This window comes from Saccharothrix algeriensis, assembly GCF_016907655.1.
Lineage (GTDB): Bacteria > Actinomycetota > Actinomycetes > Mycobacteriales > Pseudonocardiaceae > Actinosynnema > Actinosynnema algeriense.
In genome coordinates this window covers 6,130,716-6,147,404 of sequence record NZ_JAFBCL010000001.1, presented here as the reverse complement: position 1 = coordinate 6,147,404, position 16,689 = coordinate 6,130,716, and the positions used below count along the sequence as shown (strand labels likewise).

The window sequence follows — 16,689 nt, the reverse complement described above, 5'->3', positions numbered from 1 at the left end:
AGCGTCAACTCGGGGGAGTCCTGTTGGAGAACGTCACTTTCGCCGGCGCGGGGGTGGTGCTGGCCGGTTCGCTGGCCCTGCCCGAGCGCGGCGCACCGGTGCCGGGTGTGGTCATGGTCGGTGGATCGGGGCCGTCGGACCGGGACAACGACACGCACTTCCCGGCGATCCGGCGGCACCTGGCGGGCGCCGGGATCGCCGTGCTGTCCTACGACAAGCGCGGCGTGGGCGGGTCGTCCGGCGACTGGCTCGACGCGACGGTGGACGACCTGGCGTCCGACGCGGCCGCCGCGCTGGACTTCCTGCGTGCGCGGCCGGAGGTGCGGAGCGAGGCCGTCGGGTTGTTCGGGCACAGCGAAGGCGCCTGGGTCGTCCTGCGCACCACCACGCTGCGGGAGGACGTGCCGTGGGTCGTCACCAACGGCGGTCCCGGCACGACACCCGCCGTGCAGGACCGCTACGCGCTGGCCACCGCCCTGCGGCGGACCGGGGGGATCACCGACGACGAGGTCGACGCCGCGCTGGCCGCCTACGACCGCGTCATCGAGGCCGGTCGGCGCGACGCCGACTTCGCCGAGGCGACCCGACTCGCCCACTCCCCGCCGACCGCGTTCACCGAGCACGCGGCCGAGGTGGACGAGCGCCTCTGGGAGTTCCTCAAGCGCAAGCAGGACCACGACCCCATCCCGGACGCGGTGCGCCTGCGCTGCCCGCACCTGGCGATCTTCGGCGCCGACGACGAACTGGTCCCGGTCGCCGACAGCATCCGCCTGTTCACCACCGCCGCCTGCCACCGCCACCGCGACCGCCGGGCGACGTTGACCGTCGAGGTGTTCCCCGGCGCCGACCACCGCGTCCGGGTCGGTGGCGGCGCCCACCTGGCTCCCGGCTACCTCGACGCCCTGACCCGGTGGATCACCGACCGGACCGGCGGCCGGGGCGCCTGAACCCGCTCGCGGGGGGCGAGCACCTCCGGACGACAGCCCGCGACCGCCTCCCGCTCGACCGGGGAGGACCGGCCCGGACCACCGGACCGATCACCGGACCGACGCCCCGGGGCGGGGCACTAGTTCAGGAACGCCAGCACGCGCTCCATCAGCAGCGCGGCGGCGGTCTCGTCGTACGACGACAGGCTCTCATCGGCGAACAGGTGCCGGTCGCCGGGGTAGAGGAACAGCTCGCCGTCGCCCGCCGCCGCGACCAGGTCGCGGGCCGCGTCGAGGTCCCCGTCGGCCACGAACAGCTCGTCGTCGGCCATCGCGTGGACCTGGACCGGCACGCGCGCGGGCCACGGCCGGCCGAACTCCGACACCGGCACGCACGCGTTGACCAGCAGCGCGCCCGCGGCGCCCGGCTTGGTCTGGGCCAGCATCTGCGCCGGCAGCACGCCGAGGGAAAACCCCGCGTAGACGACGTCGCCGGGCAGCCCCTCGGCCGCCTGGAGGCCGCGCTCGGCGATCACCCCGTACCCGACCTCCTGCGCGTAGTCCAGGCCCGCGCCGAGGTCGACGAACACCCGCCCCTCGTACAGGTCCGGCACGTGCACGGTGTGCCCGGCCGCCGCCAACCGCTCGGCGAAGGCCGCGACACCGGGGGTCAACCCGTGCGCGTGGTGGAACAGCAGCACTTCGGCCACGTCAGGTCCTCTCCGCCACGCGCGCGGGTGGTCGGTTCACCGGGTACGGCGAAGCCGGCCCGGGACGACCGCTGGCTGTTCAACGGTCGTCCCGGCCCAGCCTGCCGTGCGGACGGCTTCGGGGGGCACGACCGCACGACGGCGAACGCCGGGTACCCGGTGCGGGCGGGAGTATGCACGCCGTCCCGGGCGGGATCGCCGGCGAGCGGCTCACGACGACCACCGGCGGGCTTCCCGCACCGGACACGGCCGGAGATTTCCTTCAGCCAGGGATCCCCTTCGGCCGGAGATCCCCTTCAGCCGGAGATCCCCTTCAGGGGGCCGGCACCACCCAGTCGGCGCAGGGCACGACCTCGAACCCCCGGCCCGGGAAGACGGCGTCCATGAAGAAGTCGTGCACCGCCTGGTCGCCGTCGGCGCAGCCGTCCCGCAGCACGGTCACCCGGTAGCCGCGGTCGGCCGCGTCGTAGCACGTCGCGGCGACCATGGCGCTGGTCGCGACCCCGGCGACCGCGAGGTGGTCCACGCCGCGGGCGCGGAGCACGAGGTCGAGGTCCGTGCCGGCGAACGCCCCGGCGCGGCGCTTGAGCACGACGACGTCCTCCTCGGCGACCGGCAGGTCGACCCCGGTGCCGGCCGATCCCTCGTGGAAGGCGTCCCCGGCCTCGTAGAACGACCGGAGCAGCGCGCTGCCCGGCGGCACGTCGGCCCCGTTGTCCCGGAAGGCGAAGCGCACGAACACGACCAGGGCGCCGGCCGCGCGGGCGCGCGGGAGCAGGTCGGTGAGCGGCGGCACGACCCGCCCGGCGAACGGGTAGCCGGCCGTGATGCCCCGCTGGACGTCGCCGACGATCAGCGCGGTGGTCATGGGGGCTCCCGTCCGGCCGCTCCCCCGGCGCCCGCGGTGGGCGGGGCGACCGGTCCGGCGGCCAGGTGATCTCGGCGGCGGGCGAAGCCGCCGATCCCGGCCCGGTGGCCCGGGTTCCGCCGCACCGCGGTGATCAACCGGCTTCGGGCGGGAGTCTAGCCGGGTGCGGGCATGGGGCGTCGGCGGCTACCCGACCACCACCCGGACCTGGATGCCGAGCCGCGGCCGGCCGGGGCCGGTGGTCACCAGCTCCAGCGCGGCCAGGTGCACGCCGGGCCGCAACGACGTCGCGTCCACGGTGACCTCCACGGCGCGCGACTGCCCGGCCGGCACGACGACCGGCGCCCCTCCCCCCAGCCACGGCAGCGGCGTGTGCACCGGGGACCCGGTCTGGAGGTAGGAGACCTTCGGCGGCTGGTCGGTGGGACCCGGGTAGGCGTACGGCGGGTTGGAGAACACCCACAGGTTGCCGGCCGGGTCGGCTTCCAGCCCGGCGCCGGTGTACGCGCCCGGCATCGGGTCGGCCATCAGGTCCCGGCTGCCGCACCCCTCGGGGGAGACCCGCGACAGGTACCCGACCCGCCCGTACCCCGCCGAGACCAGGTAGATCCACAACTCACCCCCGGTGGGGTCGGTGGCGACGAAGGCGATCCCGGCGATGCGCGCGCTCTGGTCGTACCGGCTCAGCCCGCACCGCCCGACCACGGCGCCCGCGTCGGCGTGCGACGGCCCCTTGACCTGGGTGATGGTCCTGCCGTCCACCACGAAGAACGTGTCGGTGCCCGGTCGGTGCGCGAGGCCGCCCCCGTCGGCGTGCCAGTCCGCCCCGGTGACCGAGTGCACGACCTCGCCGGTCAGCGGGCGGACGCACTTGATCGTCGGACCGCCGGCGACGTAGCAGAGCAGGCCCTGGTCGCGCAGCACGGCCAGGTCGCCGACCGGCTCGTCGAACCGCCGGGTCCCCAGCAGGACGCCGTCGGGGGTCAGGCGGGACAGCGCCCCGTCGGCCCGGCTGGAGATGTACACGTGCCCGTCCAGCTCCGCGATCCCGTACCCCCGCGGCACCCCCGAGGCGACCGGGTTCCACGACCTGAGCACCGCGCCCGGCTTGTCCGGCTGCGGCAGCGTCGTGCCGCCCTCGATCTCGTGCACGGCGTCCCACGTGCCGGGCAGGCCGCCCGTGTTGCGCACCGTGGCCGTCGTGGTCCGCTTCTGCCCGGCCGGGACCGCGATCTCCACGGGCCCCGACCCGACGGCCAGCGCAGGCGCGGCGAGCGGCACGTCCCGGACCACGACGGTGTTGTCCGCGCCCGCGGGCACCTCCACCCGCGTGTCCGGGTAGCCCTCGGCGGTCACGTCGATCACCGCGCCCCGCGTCGACACCTCGAACCGGTAGGCCCCGTCCCAGACCGTGTACATCGCGACCGGTCGGCCGTTCACCACGGTCTTCAGGTCGGCCAGCGGGATCGGTGCGCCGTCGTTGGCGTTGCGGACCACCCCGCGCACCAGCATCGTGCCCGGCACCCGGAACCGGACCGCGGTGGCGTCGGACAGCTTCGGCTGCCGCATGGACCAGGTGAGCGCCGACGACCCGGTGGCGTCCTCGATACCGACCACGGCGTGCGCACCGGCTTCGGCGGGCGTGTCGATCCCCTTGTACTGCAGCACGATCTGCCCGCCCTCGTGCAGGACGACCTCGGCGCTCAACCGGCTGTCGGGTTCGGCCTTGCGCCGGACGTTGTGCCACTCCACCACGAATCGCCGCGCGGGTTCGACACCGTCCACCTTGGTCCGCACGGCCGCCTCGGCGTCGATGACCAGGTCGTCCCAGAACGCGTAGACGGCCCCGTTGGGCTCCGCCGCCGACGGCAGCGGTCCGGGCGCCGGCGCGGGCCCGTCCGGCAGCCGGCCGAAGGCCAGGTAGCCGTCGTCGGCGACCTTCATCGAGGGGTACGCCGTGCCGTGGAACATCATGCTGAAGGGCAGGACGACGAACCGGTCGACGCCGTCGCCGGTCAGGTCCAGGACCTCGTCACCCTCCACATAGGACGATGGTGTCGCGGTGGCGGTGTAGGGGTTCTCGGCCGCCACCGCCTCGGGCGCGGTCACGAGGGCGATGAGCAGGATCAGGACGGCGGACGCTCTGCGCATCGCGCACTCCCAGCCGTGGAGAGGGTACCGACCGCCCCACCGTGGCTGCTCCGGTCCCGTACCACAAGGAAGTTGGTCTGCCCGGCTGGACACCCTGCTGCGCACGGCCACGCGGCGTTCACGCCGATGGCCCTGACCGGACGCCGGCTCACCCCGGGGTCGTCGCAGCGGCACGCAGACCCCGTTGGAGTCCACGGCAACCGGAATACCGGGGAAGCGACGGCGCCCGCGCAGTCGCCCCGGTGGGGAATCCCCGCCCCGCTGTGCGGGAGCCCGAACAGCGGGCGGTGGCGCGGTGTGCGGCGGGAGCGCCCCGCTGGTTACGGTCGGCCCGGGAGCGTCACTCCAGCGATGGTCGGGGGTCCGGATGAGTCCGGTGTCGAGGCGGTTGTTCCTGGCCGCGGCGGTCGGCGGGGGGATGCTCGCGGGGGCGGGCACCGCCGCGGCCAGTGAGTTCGCGGGGCTGCGGGTGCGGTGGCGGGACCTGTTGCTGGGCACGGGCTTCAACCCGACCGTGGAGCCGTTCAGCTCGCGGTTGGCCGGCCTGGGCGCGACCACCACGCGGTTGCGCAAGGACATGCGCATAGCACCGGGGTCGCTGTGGCCGGACGCGGTGTTCACCGCCCCGGCGCCGGGTGACGACGCGGAGGCCGTCGTGCGCTCCGGCAGGATCCGCGACAGCTACGAGCGGTTGCGCACCATGGCCTTCGCCTACAACCAGCCCAACACCGGGCACACCCACGACCCGGAGCTGCTCAAGTGCACCCTCCGCGGGCTGGAGCACATGAACGCGGAGGTGTACCGCGCGGGCCGGGAGACCTACGGCAACTGGTACCACTGGCGGATCGGCGCCCCGCAGGCGATGCAGGACGCCTGCGTGCTGCTCTACGAGCACGTCCCGGCCGAGAGCCTGGCCCGCTACCTGGCCGCGGTCGACCACTTCGTGCCGGACCGCGAGGTCGAGGACCGCCCCGGCGTGAGCCTGGGCTCCAACCGGGTCAACCACTGCCAGGTGCTGGCGCTGCGCGGGGTCCTCGGCCAGGACGCGGTGAAGGTGGCGCTGGCCAGGGACGCGCTCAGCGCGGCGATGGCGCAGGTGACCAGCGGGGACGGCATCCACCCCGACGGGTCGTTCATCCAGCACGAGAGGCTGCCCTACGCCGGCGCCTACGGCGTGGACTACCTGACCGGTCTCGGGCTGCTGTTCGCCCTGCTGGCCGGCTCCACCTGGCAGATCACCCACCCCGACCGGGAGGTGGTGCTCGGCTCGGTGCGGCGCACCTGGGCGCCGCTGATCTTCGACGGCCTGGTGTTCGACGCCGTGTCCGGGCGCGCGATCAGCCGCGGGCTGCGGGCGGGGGCGGGACCGGGCGCCATCCAAGAGGACGACCACGCCCGCGGGCACGCCCTGATCGCCGGGATCGCCCTGCTGGCGAAGGGGGCGCCCCCGACCGAGCGGGACCACTGGCACGGCCTGGTCAAGGGCTGGGTCCAGCGCGACACCCGCTGGCCGGTGCTCACCGACCGCTCGGTCGACTTCGCCGGCCTGACCCGGCTCGCCGCCATCGCCGCCGACCCGGCCGTCACCGCGCTGCCCGAACCGGCCGGGCACCGGCTGTTCCCCTGGACCGACCGGGCCGTGCACCGCGGCCCGGGGTGGGCCGCGGTCGTCAGCATGGCCTCCCGGCGGATCGCGCACTACGAGTACGGCAACGGCGAGAACTTCCGCGGCTGGCACACCGGGGCCGGGATGCTGTGCTGGTGGGGCGACCGCGGCCAGTACTCCGACGGGTTCTGGCCCACCGTCGACCCCTACCTCCTGCCCGGCACCACCGCCTCCACCAAGCCGCTGGCCGACGGCGAGGGCGGCGACTACGCGCTGCCGGTCCCGCCCGCGGACTGGGTGGGCGGGACGACCGACGGCGTCTTCGCCGCCGTCGGGCAGCACCTGCACGGCCTGTCCTCCAGCCTGACCGCCCGCAAGTCCTGGTTCTTCGCCGAGGACGCGGTCGTCTGCCTCGGCGCGGGCGTCCACTGCAAGGACGGCACGACCGTGCGGACCGTGGTCGACAACCGCAACCTCGGTGAACGGGGCGTGGCCGTGCTCACCGTCGACGGCGTCGCCCAGCCCGCGGGGTTCCCGTGGGCGGCGAGCCTGACCAACCCCCGGTGGGCCCACCTCCACGGCCACGGCGGCTACCTGTTCCCCGACGACAAGACCGTGCGCGCCCAGCGCGAGGAGCGCACCGGGCGCTGGCGCGACATCAACGTCAACGGCTCGACCGAACCCGTGACCCGCCGCTACCAGACCCTGTGGTTCGACCACGGCGCCACCCAGGCCAAGGACGCCTACCGCTACGTCCTGCTCCCCGGCGCCACCGCCGAGCGCACCCGCGCCCGCGCGGCCGACCTGGCCGACTGGCTGACCGTCCTGGACAACACCGAGCAGGTCCAGGGCGTCGCCCTGCCGGAGATCGGCGTGACCGCGGTGAACTTCTGGACCGCCGGCGCCACCGCCCCGCTGACCGCCACCGCACCCTGCTCCGTGCTCGCCCGCATCTGCTCCGACGGCACCGCCGCCCTCTGCGTCGCCGCACCCACCCGCGACGTCCGCTCCCTCACCGTCACCTGGCGCCGCCCCGTCGCCGCCGTCCTGTCCGCCCCGCCGACGGTCGTCGCGACCCGCACCGGCCAGAGCCTCTCGGTCGACTTCGGCGACCTGAGCGGCACCGCCGGCGCCACCCAGGTCCTCCGCGTCCGCCTCTGACCCGCGACGCCGTTCCGGTCGGCCCCGCGGGGCCGTCCGCAACGGCGTGCCGGGTCAGGTGGCCAGCGGCACCGTCACCGTGCTGCCGTGCCCCAGCCGCAGCCTGGCCCCGGCCGGTGGGCGCAGGGTGTGGTCGTGGTCGGTGGAGATCACGACCAGCCCGATCCGCCGACCGGCCGCGAACACGTGCTCCTTGGGCTCCAGCGGGAACCGCAGCTCGTACTCCTGCCCGCGCACCACCTTCGCGCCCGCGCCGGCCGAGTCGCGGTTCTGCGGGTCGATCCACCCCCTGGTCACGACCACGGGCGCGGCCGTGCTGCCCGCCGGGCCGTAGTCGACCAGCAGCGCGGTCACGTTGGCGTCGTCCCGGTTCTCCAGCGCCACCTTCAGCGCGACGGTGGTGACGCCGGACAGGCGGGACGCCGCGGCCAGCGGGGCCGAGCGGAAGACCAGCCGGTTCGGGTCGGCGGTGTCGGGCCGGGCGACCAGCTGTGCCGCGGTCCGCGTGCGGCCCCTGTCCTCGAACGACTGCGCCACACCGGTTCCCGCCTCCGGGGCGAGCACGCCGGGCGCGGTGGCCGACGTGGCGGTCAGGTGCAGCGCGGTGGGTTTCGCGGCCGGGTCGGGCCAGTCGGCGAGCCTGCGCCAGCCGGTGGTGTGCTCGACCTCGGCGACCGGCTCGCGCAGGACGCCGTTGTCGACGCCCTTGAGCCAGTAGTCGAACCAGCGCAGCAGGGCCGGCCGGTAGTCGGACCGCGCCGGTTCGCCGTGACCGCCGCGGTGGAGCCAGATCCTGCGCGGGACGTCGTTGCGGCGCAGGGCTTCCCACCACTGCGCGTAGTGCGTCCCCTTGACGTTCCAGTCACCGTGGCCGTGCACGACGAAGACGCTCGCCTTCACCTGCCCGGCCAGGCGGACGTAGTTGCGCTCGTCCCAGAAAGCGCTGTAGTCGCCGGAGACCCGGTCCTGCCGCTGGGTGAGCGCGGCGATCTCGTCGGCGCACCCGGCGCGGGTGACGACGGCCTTGGCCAGCACGTCGGCGTCCTCGCCCTGGTACCCGCCGGGCGCGACGACGAGCCCGTTCGCGCGGTAGTAGTCGTACCAGTTGGTCGGCGCGGCGACGGGCACGATCGTCTTCAGGCCCGCCACACCGGTGGTCGCGACCATGTTCGGCAGCGCGCCGTTGTAGGAGACGCCGGTCATGCCGACGCTGCCGCTGCTCCACGAGGCCGTGACCTCCCGGCCGGAGGCGTCGAACCCGCGGGCGCGGCCGTTGAGCCAGTCCACGACCGCCTTGCCCGCCAACGCCTCCTGCTGGTCGCCGGTCGTCGGGCAGCCCTCGGACGCGCCGGTGCCGATGCTGTGCCCCAGCACGACGGCGTAGCCGCGCGGCACGAAGTAGTCGTCCAGCCAGCCGGGCAGGTTCGGCGACGCCGCGCGCACCGGGTGGCGGCCGGCCGTGACGCCGAACAGGTCCTCCTGCGGCAGGCGGTCGACATCCACCCAGTGCATGGGGACCGTGTTGAGACCCGTCCGGTACGGGCTGTGCTCGAAGACGACCGGGTAGCGGCCCGCGCCGGCCGGGCGGGAGATGTCCAGGGCGATGCGGTCGGGCCGCCCGTCGCGGTCGCTGTCGACCGCAGACTCCACGTAGACCCGCTGTTCGACGGCCACCGACGGTGGCGGTGCGGCGAGCGCCTCGGGAGCGCCCGTGGCGGCCGTGGTGGCCGTGACGGCCATCAGGACCGCCGTGCCGACGCCGAGCAGGGAGTTCGGCCGGCGGCGGCGTGCAGGGGGTGGTGCCATCGCGGTTCTCCTTCACAGGGCGCGCGTGCGGCAGGGCACGCGGGTGGGGAGGTGTGGCGGCCCGACCAGTCTGGGGGAAGGCGCCGACGCGAAGGCAGGTCCTGGGGGACTGGAACGTTCACGCTCCACCGGCGCGCGCCACGACGGGGCGGCGGGCACGACCCGCCGGGGCGCCGTTCCCCGCCGAGTCAGCGTGTCGATCGGCCAAGGCTCACGCGCTGTCGCCGGCCGGCTTGCACTCGCGCGTTCTCGGACAGCCACACCCGGCAGGTCGAGTCGGTGTGGCAACGGCGCCAAATACCGGCAGCCGACACCACACGCCGTCGGGCCGAGTGGTCGCCTGTTGAGCCGATCGGCGCGGCGAGCACCCGCCGCCGTCGGAATCCCGTCTGCGGCGAGCGCCCTGGTGGGGCCGGTACGCGGCACCCGACCCCGATAGGAGGAGTCCACGCCCGTCGGGCATGGTTCGGCGCCGCAAGGGGATCCCGGGGGTGTGAGGGGGCGGAGCAGGAAGGACGAACTGATGAGGCGTTGTCGAGCACTCGCGGTCGCCGCCGGTGTCGCCGCTGTCGTGGCGGGGTCGGGCATGCCGGCCGCGGCCGGACCCGCGGCCCCCGACGGGGTCGTGTTGTTGCGCACCGACGAGCCCGAGGTCCTCGAAGGGCTGCGGGTGCAGTTCTGCACCACGGGCACGCCCCCGACCCAGAAGGTGACCGCAGAGGTGCTGTGGCCGAACGAAACCCCCGGTGGCGACTGTGCCGTGGTCGCCGTCCCGTCCCCCGACGAGACGGGCAGCAGCGCCGCGGCGCGCTTCGTCGACGACCGCGGGGCGCAGGAACTCGACGCGGAGGCGCCCAAGGCCGCCTGCGTCGTCAAAGACGTCGACATCCTGACGATCTACATCCCCGAAGCTGCCGACCCGCCCGGCTGCAACTTGGTTTCCTGATCCCCGTCGACTGCGGGGTGGCCTGTGACGACGAGCTGGTGATCGGCTTGGGTGGTTCGCACGGCGGCGTGCCCGCCGCAGGGCCGCCGTGGTGACCGCCGAGGTCCTTGAGCCCGGAGGATAGGGTCGGCGGTGGCAGGACGGGCACGGTGCCCGGGCATCCGGACCCGGGCACCGTGCTGGGGCGTGGGGTCAGTGAAGGTGACGCATGGCCTCCTCCTCTCCTCGGTGGGGTCTGCGGTTCGGTGTCAGCCCCAACCCAGGTCGAACCGGCGCAGGCCGCGCAGCGTGGCGTTGCGGCGGAAGACCGGTTCGCCCAGCGGTCGGGGTGGTCGGTGGTGGCGGGCCAGGGCGCCGAGCGCGGTGCGGGCCAGCAGCAGGGCCAGCGGCGCGCCGAGGCAGGCGTGGGAGCCGCGGCCGAAGCCCAGGTGCGGGTTGGGCCGGCGGTCCAGGCGCAGGGTGTCGGGGTCGTCGAAGACGCGCTCGTCCCGGTTGGCCGCGGCGATCAGGACGGTGACGATCTCGCCGCGGCGGACGGGGTGCCCGTCGACCTCGGTGTCGCGCACGCAGCCGCGGGCTTCGGCCTGGACCGGTCCGGCGCAGCGCACCAGTTCCTGCAACGCGGTGTCGGTCACGCCGTCGGCCAGGGCGTCCAGTGCGCCGGGGGTGTCCAGGCAGGCGAGCAGGGCGTTGCCCAGCAGCCTGCTCGCCGATTCGTAACCGGAGTGCAGGATGACGCGCAACGAGTTGCGCAGGACGGTCCCGGGGACGTCGGCGGTGGCGCGGTGGGCGGCCAGGTAGCCGACCACACCGGGCCCGGAGGTGTGCTCGTCGAGCCACCGGCCGGCCAGTTCGGCCAGGGCGGCGCGCGCGGCGCGCCCCGGCTCGACGGTGTCCGGGCGCAGCGCGTAGTCCATCGAGTCGACGATGTCGGCCGAGATCGCGGTGAACCGGCCCTGATCGGGCAGGGCGACACCGAGGACGTCGGTGATGGCCGCCAGCGCCAGCGGCCCGGCGAACTCGCCCATGAAGTCGAACGACGGGCGGTCGGCCAGCGCCGCGAGCCTGCGCTCGACGTCCTCGGCCGCCCGTTGCCGCACGTGGTCCCAGTCCAGGGCGTGGAAGGCGTGGACCAGCAGGGCCCGCACCGCCCCGTGTGCTCGGGCGGGTCGAGGGCCTGCACGCTCAGCGCGGAGGCCGGGATGTCCTCCCCCAGCCGCCGCCAGTCCGAGCAGAACCGGTCGGCATCCGCCAGCACCGTCGAGCAGTCACTCAGCGAGGTCGCCACCCAGGAGTCGAGGGTGCCGCTCCACCACAGACCCTCGCGGTGCCGGAACGGCCCCCACGCCGAAGCCGGGTCGCGCAACGCCCGCGGCGTGATCAGGTCGTTGATCGGGTCATGGACCGGCGCCTTGATCACTGGTACCTCCAACCTCCGATCGCGGTCACCGCCGTGGTCGGCCGCCGTACTGGCAACCTGTCGGACGCTGGTCGGACCCGGACGGCGGTCCACGTGCTTTCACCCCGGTGGCACAGCGCGTTGCCGAAGGGTCTCTCCCCGGCTTCCCACGCCGATGCGGGCGATACCGCCTCCACGCCCCAGTCACTCGTTTCAGCTACCAGGACGTCCCTCGCACGGGTGAGGAGGTGCTGTCTGTGACTGCGCGGCGAGCAGTTGCACGAGGGTGCCGCCACCAAGCCGACCCGGGCATGGGCGGGGCACGCGCACCCGGGTGGCCCTCGACCACGCGGGCCACCCCACGCCGCGCCCGGACACCACGAGCAGGCCCGCGAGGTGTGGCGGGAAGCGCTGGAGCTGCACCGGGGACAAGGCCGCACGGCCGACACCGAACGCGTCCAGCACCGGCTCGACACCCTCGACAGCACCAGCCGTCCCGATTCCGGCAACCAATGACGTCCACCTGCTGACAACCGATGACGACCGACCGATGACGACTCTCAGGGCGACGAAGCGACGCCTCGCAGGCGGCCGCACCGCCGGTGCGAAGCGGGCCCCGGTCCTGATGCCTGTCGGTATCGAAAGCCCTCGTCGGAGCGGCTTGCGGCGGGAGACGGGTGTGCGGGCACCTGGCCGGAGCGGAGGCGGCGCCGCTCTCGATCGGGTGAATACCGGCCGGCCGGACACCGTGGGGTGGCCGGGCGGGAACCCCGTGCACGACCACAGCCGGGACGCTCCGGGGGACGCCCACTGCGCCACCGGTCGCCCTCACCCGACCAGAAGCCCAGGTGCCACTTGCGAACCGTGTCCTCGTCGATCCGGGCCCACGGGCCGGGTGCCCGCTCGTGCTGGAGGGCGTGATGTCACCGGGAAGCGCTGATGTGGTGATCGTGGGCAACGGGGTGCTCGGGTTGTCGACCGCGGTGCGGCTGGCGTACCGGGAACCGCGGGCGCGGGTGGCGGTGGTGGGTCCGGCGGCGCGGGAGCGCGGGGCGTCGGCGGCGGCCGGGGCGATGCTGAACTGCTTCGGCGAGGTCACCGCGCACAGCAGTGGGCATCCCGCGGCCCGGGCGCGGTTCTCGATCGCCCGTCAGGCGCTGGAGGAGTGGCCGGACTGGCTGGACTTCCTGGCCGAGCTGGCCGGCCCCGAGGCCGCAGGGCTGCGCGCGAGCTGCGTGGAGGGCACCGTGGTGGTGCTCAGCGCGAGGTTGGGTCAGGTGGCCACCGACAACTTCGCCGCGATCGGGGCCGCGCTGGCCGAGCACGGCGAGCCGCACGAGGCGCTCGCCGCCGAGGACGTGGCGGGGTTGTCACCGGAGTTCCCCGCCCGCCCGTCGCGGGTGCTGTACCTGCCGCGCGAGGGCGGCGTCGACGCCCGTGCGGTGATGGCGGCGCTGGCGGCGGCGGCCCGGCGGCTCGGCGTCGACCTGGTCGACGCCACCGCGGAGCGGCTGGTGGTCGACGCGCACCGGGTGCGCGGCGTGCGCCTGACCGGAGGCGACACCGTCGACACCGGCACGGTGGTGCTCGCCGCGGGCAGCGCGGGCAGCGCGCTGGCCCAGGCCGTGCTGCCCGCGGGCGCGTTCCCTCCCGTGCTGCACGGCACCGGCTTCGCGCTGCTGGTCGAGCCACCCCGACCCGGCCCGCGCCACGTCCTGCGCACCCCCAACCGCGCCGGGTCGTGCGGACTGCACCTGGTACCCCAACGCGCGTCCGGGACGCTGTACGCCGGGGCCACCAACATCGTCACCCCCGACCCGACACCGGGGCCCGACATCGCCTCCAGCCACAGCCTCATGCGCATGCTGTGCGAACAGCTCGACCACCACCTCGCCGCTCGCCACGTCCACCGCTGGCTGCACGGGGTGCGCCCGGTCAGCGTCGACGGCTTCCCCCTCATCGGCGGCTGCTCGGTCGAGGGCCTGCTGTTCGCCACCGGCACCAACCGCGACGGCTTCCACTGCTCACCGGTCATCGCCACCCACCTCACCGACACCGTGCTCGGCGCCGGCGCCTCCGACGACAGGTTCGGCTGGTTCACCCCCGAACGACCACCCATCGAACCGACGACCCTGCGACAGGCCATCGCCGAAGCCACCGACCACGACACCGACGCCGCTCACGAAACCGGCCTCGCCCTGCCCTACTGGCTCGACGAGGACCAACTGCGCACAGCCGTCCACCAGCGCGTGCGGCGGCTCTACGACAACCTCGGCACCGCACTGCTCCCGGAAGTGGTCCGCGTCCTGCGCGCCACGGTGGACCCGACCCGGGAAACCTTCCTGCGCGACTACCTGCGCGCCGCCCACGCCCACCACCCGCACCCCGCGCCGACCACCGGGGCGGACAACCCCGACACGGCTCGACACCGCGGTGCGCGTTGAACCCGTACGCACGGCCGACCCACCCCCGGCCGCCGCCCGGCCTCCCAGCGCGCACCGCCCCACATCGCACCCGACCGTATTCGGGCGCGCCGGTGACCGGCGCGGGGGTGCCGTCGGGTGTCTCAGTCGATGGCGTCGGCGACGGCGTTGAGGGCGTCGCCGCCTCCGCCGAGGAGGCTGGAGACGGCGCCGACGACGTTGTCGGTGAGGTCGAGGGCCTGGGCGCCGGCGGTGCCGGAGGTGGCCAGGGCCAGGGTGGTGGCCAGGACGAGCGGGATACCGACGCGCGTGGTGGTACGCCTGACGGACATGCGTGTCTCCTCTGGACAGGGTGGTGGGCCTGGCTCCTGTCGGCGGCCACCACCGTGAGCGAACACCGGACACCAGCGGGGACGGCGAGAGGCCGTGCGGCCGGGGAGGGCCGCGTGCGGCGTGTGCGCCACGGTAACGCGACAGCGCCGGCAGGGCAGCGCGGGCGCGCCCGCGGGACACCGGTGCGCGGCCGGTTGCGGTCTTCGGAAAGTCGTGACGCCCGGCCGGCCGACCCGCGCGACCGCGATGTCCGGCGGGGCCTGCCGATCGAGGCCGAGCCTGCCGGGCACGCGGTCGATCAGGCTTTCTTCTTCCGCAGGATCATCATGGTCTTCTGGTCGAGGCTCCTCAGCATGGCGTCCCGCGCTTTGCGCTGGACGTAGTCCTTCTGCCCCGGCTTGAGCTTCGTGATCTCGAGTTCGAGGCTGACCAGGATGCCCGCGACCGTCGAGGGGCTCGGGCGTTCGTTGATCTGGATCTGGCAGTTCTGGTGGTCTTTCGACGGATCCTGCCGGTCGAAGCGAACGGATTGGTACCTCTTGACGTTGCTTTGCCCCCGGCCCCAGAGGTCACCATAGTCGATCTTGCTGGTCAAAACCTTGGTGTCGTTGATTATCGCTTTCGAGGTGGCCGGGTAGGGTTTGATCTCCCCGCCGGGGACGATCTCCAGTTCGAAGGGGTCGGCTGCGTCCCGGGCAGCAGCGGCGGCCTCGTCGCGCTCGGCCGCCCCTGAGCCTGCCGGTGTGCCCTCGTGATCCATTACCCGTCCTTTCCGTGAGCTCGTCCGTGAGTGACACGTGTTCGGCGAACCGGTCGGTCCGGAAGGTTTCCGCGGAGAGCGCCGGGGGCGGCATCGGCGGTCCGCCGTCGACACCGGCCCGTCACCGACGGACCCGCCGGGCCGTGCTCGCGGTCAGCCCAGCTCCAGGCTGGCGATCGCGTAGACGTTCCGGGCGCGGTGCGCGGGCGGCGCGCCGCGGTGCACGCGCACCAGCCGGAACCGCTCGGCCAGGCCGCCCGCCGAGAGCAGCGGGGCCGCCGCCTCCTGCACCTCGGGGGAGAACGCCGACACCTCGGCGCCGGGCCGCAGGTGCGCGGTCAGCGCGTCGAACACCTCGGCGGCGATCCGCGGGGTGTCGGCCACCAGCGGGCCGATCCGGTATCCGGCCGGGGCCGGGCGCAGCACGCCGTAGCCGGTGACGCGGCCCCCGGCCCAGCGGGCGCGGGCCACGTGCCCGGGCGCGAACAGCCACCGGCCGAGGAACCCGGGCCGGTGGGCGGGGAAGCACTCGCCGTCGTAGTCGGCCACGGCGCCCAGCTGCTCCGGCCGGACCGGCTCCACGCCGTCGACCTCGCGGCCCGCGCGCGCCAGGCGGCCCGCCCAGTGCACGGTGTGGTGCACCGGGACCATGCCCTCGCGCCGGTAGAAGCCCACCACGCCCGGCATCGCGTCGCCGGAGGCCGCCCGGGACCCCGCGTGCCGGACGGCGACCTCCCACACGCCCTGGCCGTAGCCCCGGCCGCGCAGCCGCGGGTCGACCAGGTAGTGGCCCCACGCCGAGAACTCGTCGGAGTAGTTCACCATCGACACGGCCGAGACCGGGCGACCGCCGACGCGGCCGATGAAGAAGCCGCCCGGGTCGGCGGCGAAGAAGCACTCCGCGTCGTGGAACCCGATGTTCCACCCCTCCTGGTTGCCCCACGCGGTGATCTGCCGCCAGTCGTCCACCGTGGCGGTGTCGACGGTGAAGTCTTCGAGGTCGTGGTGCTGGTTCACGTCCGTCGTGGTCACGAGTGGTCCTCCCGGTTCACGAGCCCTGGGACCGGCCGGAACGCGCGCGGTGTGCGCGACGACGCCCGCTGCCGGATCGCGGGAGTTGCGCGCACCCCGCCGTCGGAGTGCGCCGGGCGCGCGAAATCACCCCCATGCGGAGTTGTCCGGGGGTTTGCGCGCCCGCGATGCCGAGGAATCCCGGAGTGGTTCCGGCCGGGATTCCCCGAGACCGCCGAACGGCCTCGATGCGAGAGTATAGAAAGCTGATTGATTCCGCAAGCGGAAAGCGCGGGAATGGAATTACTACGCCGTCCGAGGGTTCCTGGCGCTTCCGGTCCACCCCCTGGCCGAACGCCTTGTCCTCTTCAGTGATGAGCAGGATCCGCGCATTCACCCCACCAGGGCCGATACGCTCCTCGATCGGGTGCGACGTCGGGAAATCGGGCCATTCGAGACTGTTGCTCCGGACGAGTGCCACGAAGAATTCGCGGTGCGGACCCGGCGCACCACACCGTGACCGCGCCCGCCTCGACCGGCGTCAACGCGGTGAACGGGCGCTCATCCGGCGACCGGTGGCGGGCAATCA

12 protein-coding genes are annotated in these 16,689 nt (G+C 74.2%); 4 read left to right on the top strand and 8 right to left on the bottom strand.

What is annotated here, in order from left to right:
* Nucleotides 1-23 precede the first annotated feature (23 nt).
* A complete protein-coding gene (locus JOE68_RS27820; protein WP_204845342.1) occupies nt 24-947 on the top strand; it encodes an alpha/beta hydrolase family protein in 924 nt (307 codons plus the stop codon).
* A gap of 119 nt (nt 948-1,066) precedes the next feature.
* Here the strand turns inward: JOE68_RS27820 and JOE68_RS27815 are convergent, their stop codons facing one another.
* The 3 genes from JOE68_RS27815 to JOE68_RS27805 all read right to left on the bottom strand — a co-directional run bounded on the left by JOE68_RS27815 (nt 1,067) and on the right by JOE68_RS27805 (nt 4,655).
* A complete protein-coding gene (locus JOE68_RS27815; RefSeq protein WP_204845341.1) occupies nt 1,067-1,636 on the bottom strand; it encodes a dienelactone hydrolase family protein in 570 nt (189 codons plus the stop codon).
* Nucleotides 1,637-1,949: 313 nt separating this feature from the next.
* Nucleotides 1,950-2,504 (bottom strand): cysteine hydrolase family protein, encoded by a 555-nt coding sequence (locus JOE68_RS27810; protein WP_204845340.1) that lies wholly within the window; start codon nt 2,502-2,504, stop codon nt 1,950-1,952.
* 186 nt (nt 2,505-2,690) lie between these two features.
* Nucleotides 2,691-4,655 (bottom strand): NIDO-like domain-containing protein, encoded by a 1,965-nt coding sequence (locus tag JOE68_RS27805; protein ID WP_204845339.1) that lies wholly within the window; start codon nt 4,653-4,655, stop codon nt 2,691-2,693.
* A gap of 376 nt (nt 4,656-5,031) precedes the next feature.
* Here JOE68_RS27805 and JOE68_RS27800 point away from each other — a divergent pair, with 376 nt between their 5' ends.
* Nucleotides 5,032-7,422 carry a polysaccharide lyase 8 family protein gene (locus tag JOE68_RS27800; RefSeq protein ID WP_204845338.1) on the top strand — a complete coding sequence of 797 codons (2,391 nt, stop codon included), beginning with the start codon at nt 5,032-5,034 and terminating at the stop codon, nt 7,420-7,422.
* A 54-nt stretch (nt 7,423-7,476) separates the two neighbouring features.
* On the opposite strand, the gene JOE68_RS27795 is transcribed toward JOE68_RS27800, so the two are convergent.
* Nucleotides 7,477-9,228, bottom strand: a complete 1,752-nt coding sequence (locus JOE68_RS27795; RefSeq protein ID WP_204845337.1) for a Xaa-Pro dipeptidyl-peptidase — start codon at nt 9,226-9,228, stop codon at nt 7,477-7,479.
* Between the two features lie 631 nt (nt 9,229-9,859).
* Between JOE68_RS27795 and JOE68_RS27790 the strand changes: the two genes are divergently transcribed.
* The gene (locus JOE68_RS27790) at nt 9,860-10,174 is read left to right on the top strand and encodes a hypothetical protein (protein WP_204845336.1); all 315 of its coding nucleotides are present in this window, start codon (nt 9,860-9,862) and stop codon (nt 10,172-10,174) included.
* Nucleotides 10,175-10,422: 248 nt separating this feature from the next.
* Here the strand turns inward: JOE68_RS27790 and JOE68_RS27785 are convergent, their stop codons facing one another.
* Complete coding sequence (locus JOE68_RS27785) at nt 10,423-11,322, bottom strand: cytochrome P450 (RefSeq protein ID WP_204845335.1); 900 nt, start codon at nt 11,320-11,322, stop codon at nt 10,423-10,425.
* Nucleotides 11,323-12,493: 1,171 nt separating this feature from the next.
* On the opposite strand from JOE68_RS27785, the gene JOE68_RS27780 reads away from it, so the two are divergent.
* Nucleotides 12,494-14,017 carry an NAD(P)/FAD-dependent oxidoreductase gene (locus JOE68_RS27780; RefSeq protein ID WP_204845334.1) on the top strand — a complete coding sequence of 508 codons (1,524 nt, stop codon included), beginning with the start codon at nt 12,494-12,496 and terminating at the stop codon, nt 14,015-14,017.
* 122 nt (nt 14,018-14,139) lie between these two features.
* Here the strand turns inward: JOE68_RS27780 and JOE68_RS27775 are convergent, their stop codons facing one another.
* The 3 genes from JOE68_RS27775 to JOE68_RS32330 form a co-directional block, all read right to left on the bottom strand.
* Nucleotides 14,140-14,328: a hypothetical protein gene (locus tag JOE68_RS27775; RefSeq protein WP_204845333.1), complete on the bottom strand. Its 189-nt coding sequence runs from the start codon at nt 14,326-14,328 to the stop codon at nt 14,140-14,142.
* 299 nt (nt 14,329-14,627) lie between these two features.
* Nucleotides 14,628-15,089 carry a hypothetical protein gene (locus tag JOE68_RS27770; RefSeq protein WP_204845332.1) on the bottom strand — a complete coding sequence of 154 codons (462 nt, stop codon included), beginning with the start codon at nt 15,087-15,089 and terminating at the stop codon, nt 14,628-14,630.
* Nucleotides 15,090-15,242: 153 nt separating this feature from the next.
* Complete coding sequence (locus JOE68_RS32330; protein WP_307819937.1) at nt 15,243-16,121, bottom strand: GNAT family N-acetyltransferase; 879 nt, start codon at nt 16,119-16,121, stop codon at nt 15,243-15,245.
* Nucleotides 16,122-16,689: the final 568 nt, after the last annotated feature.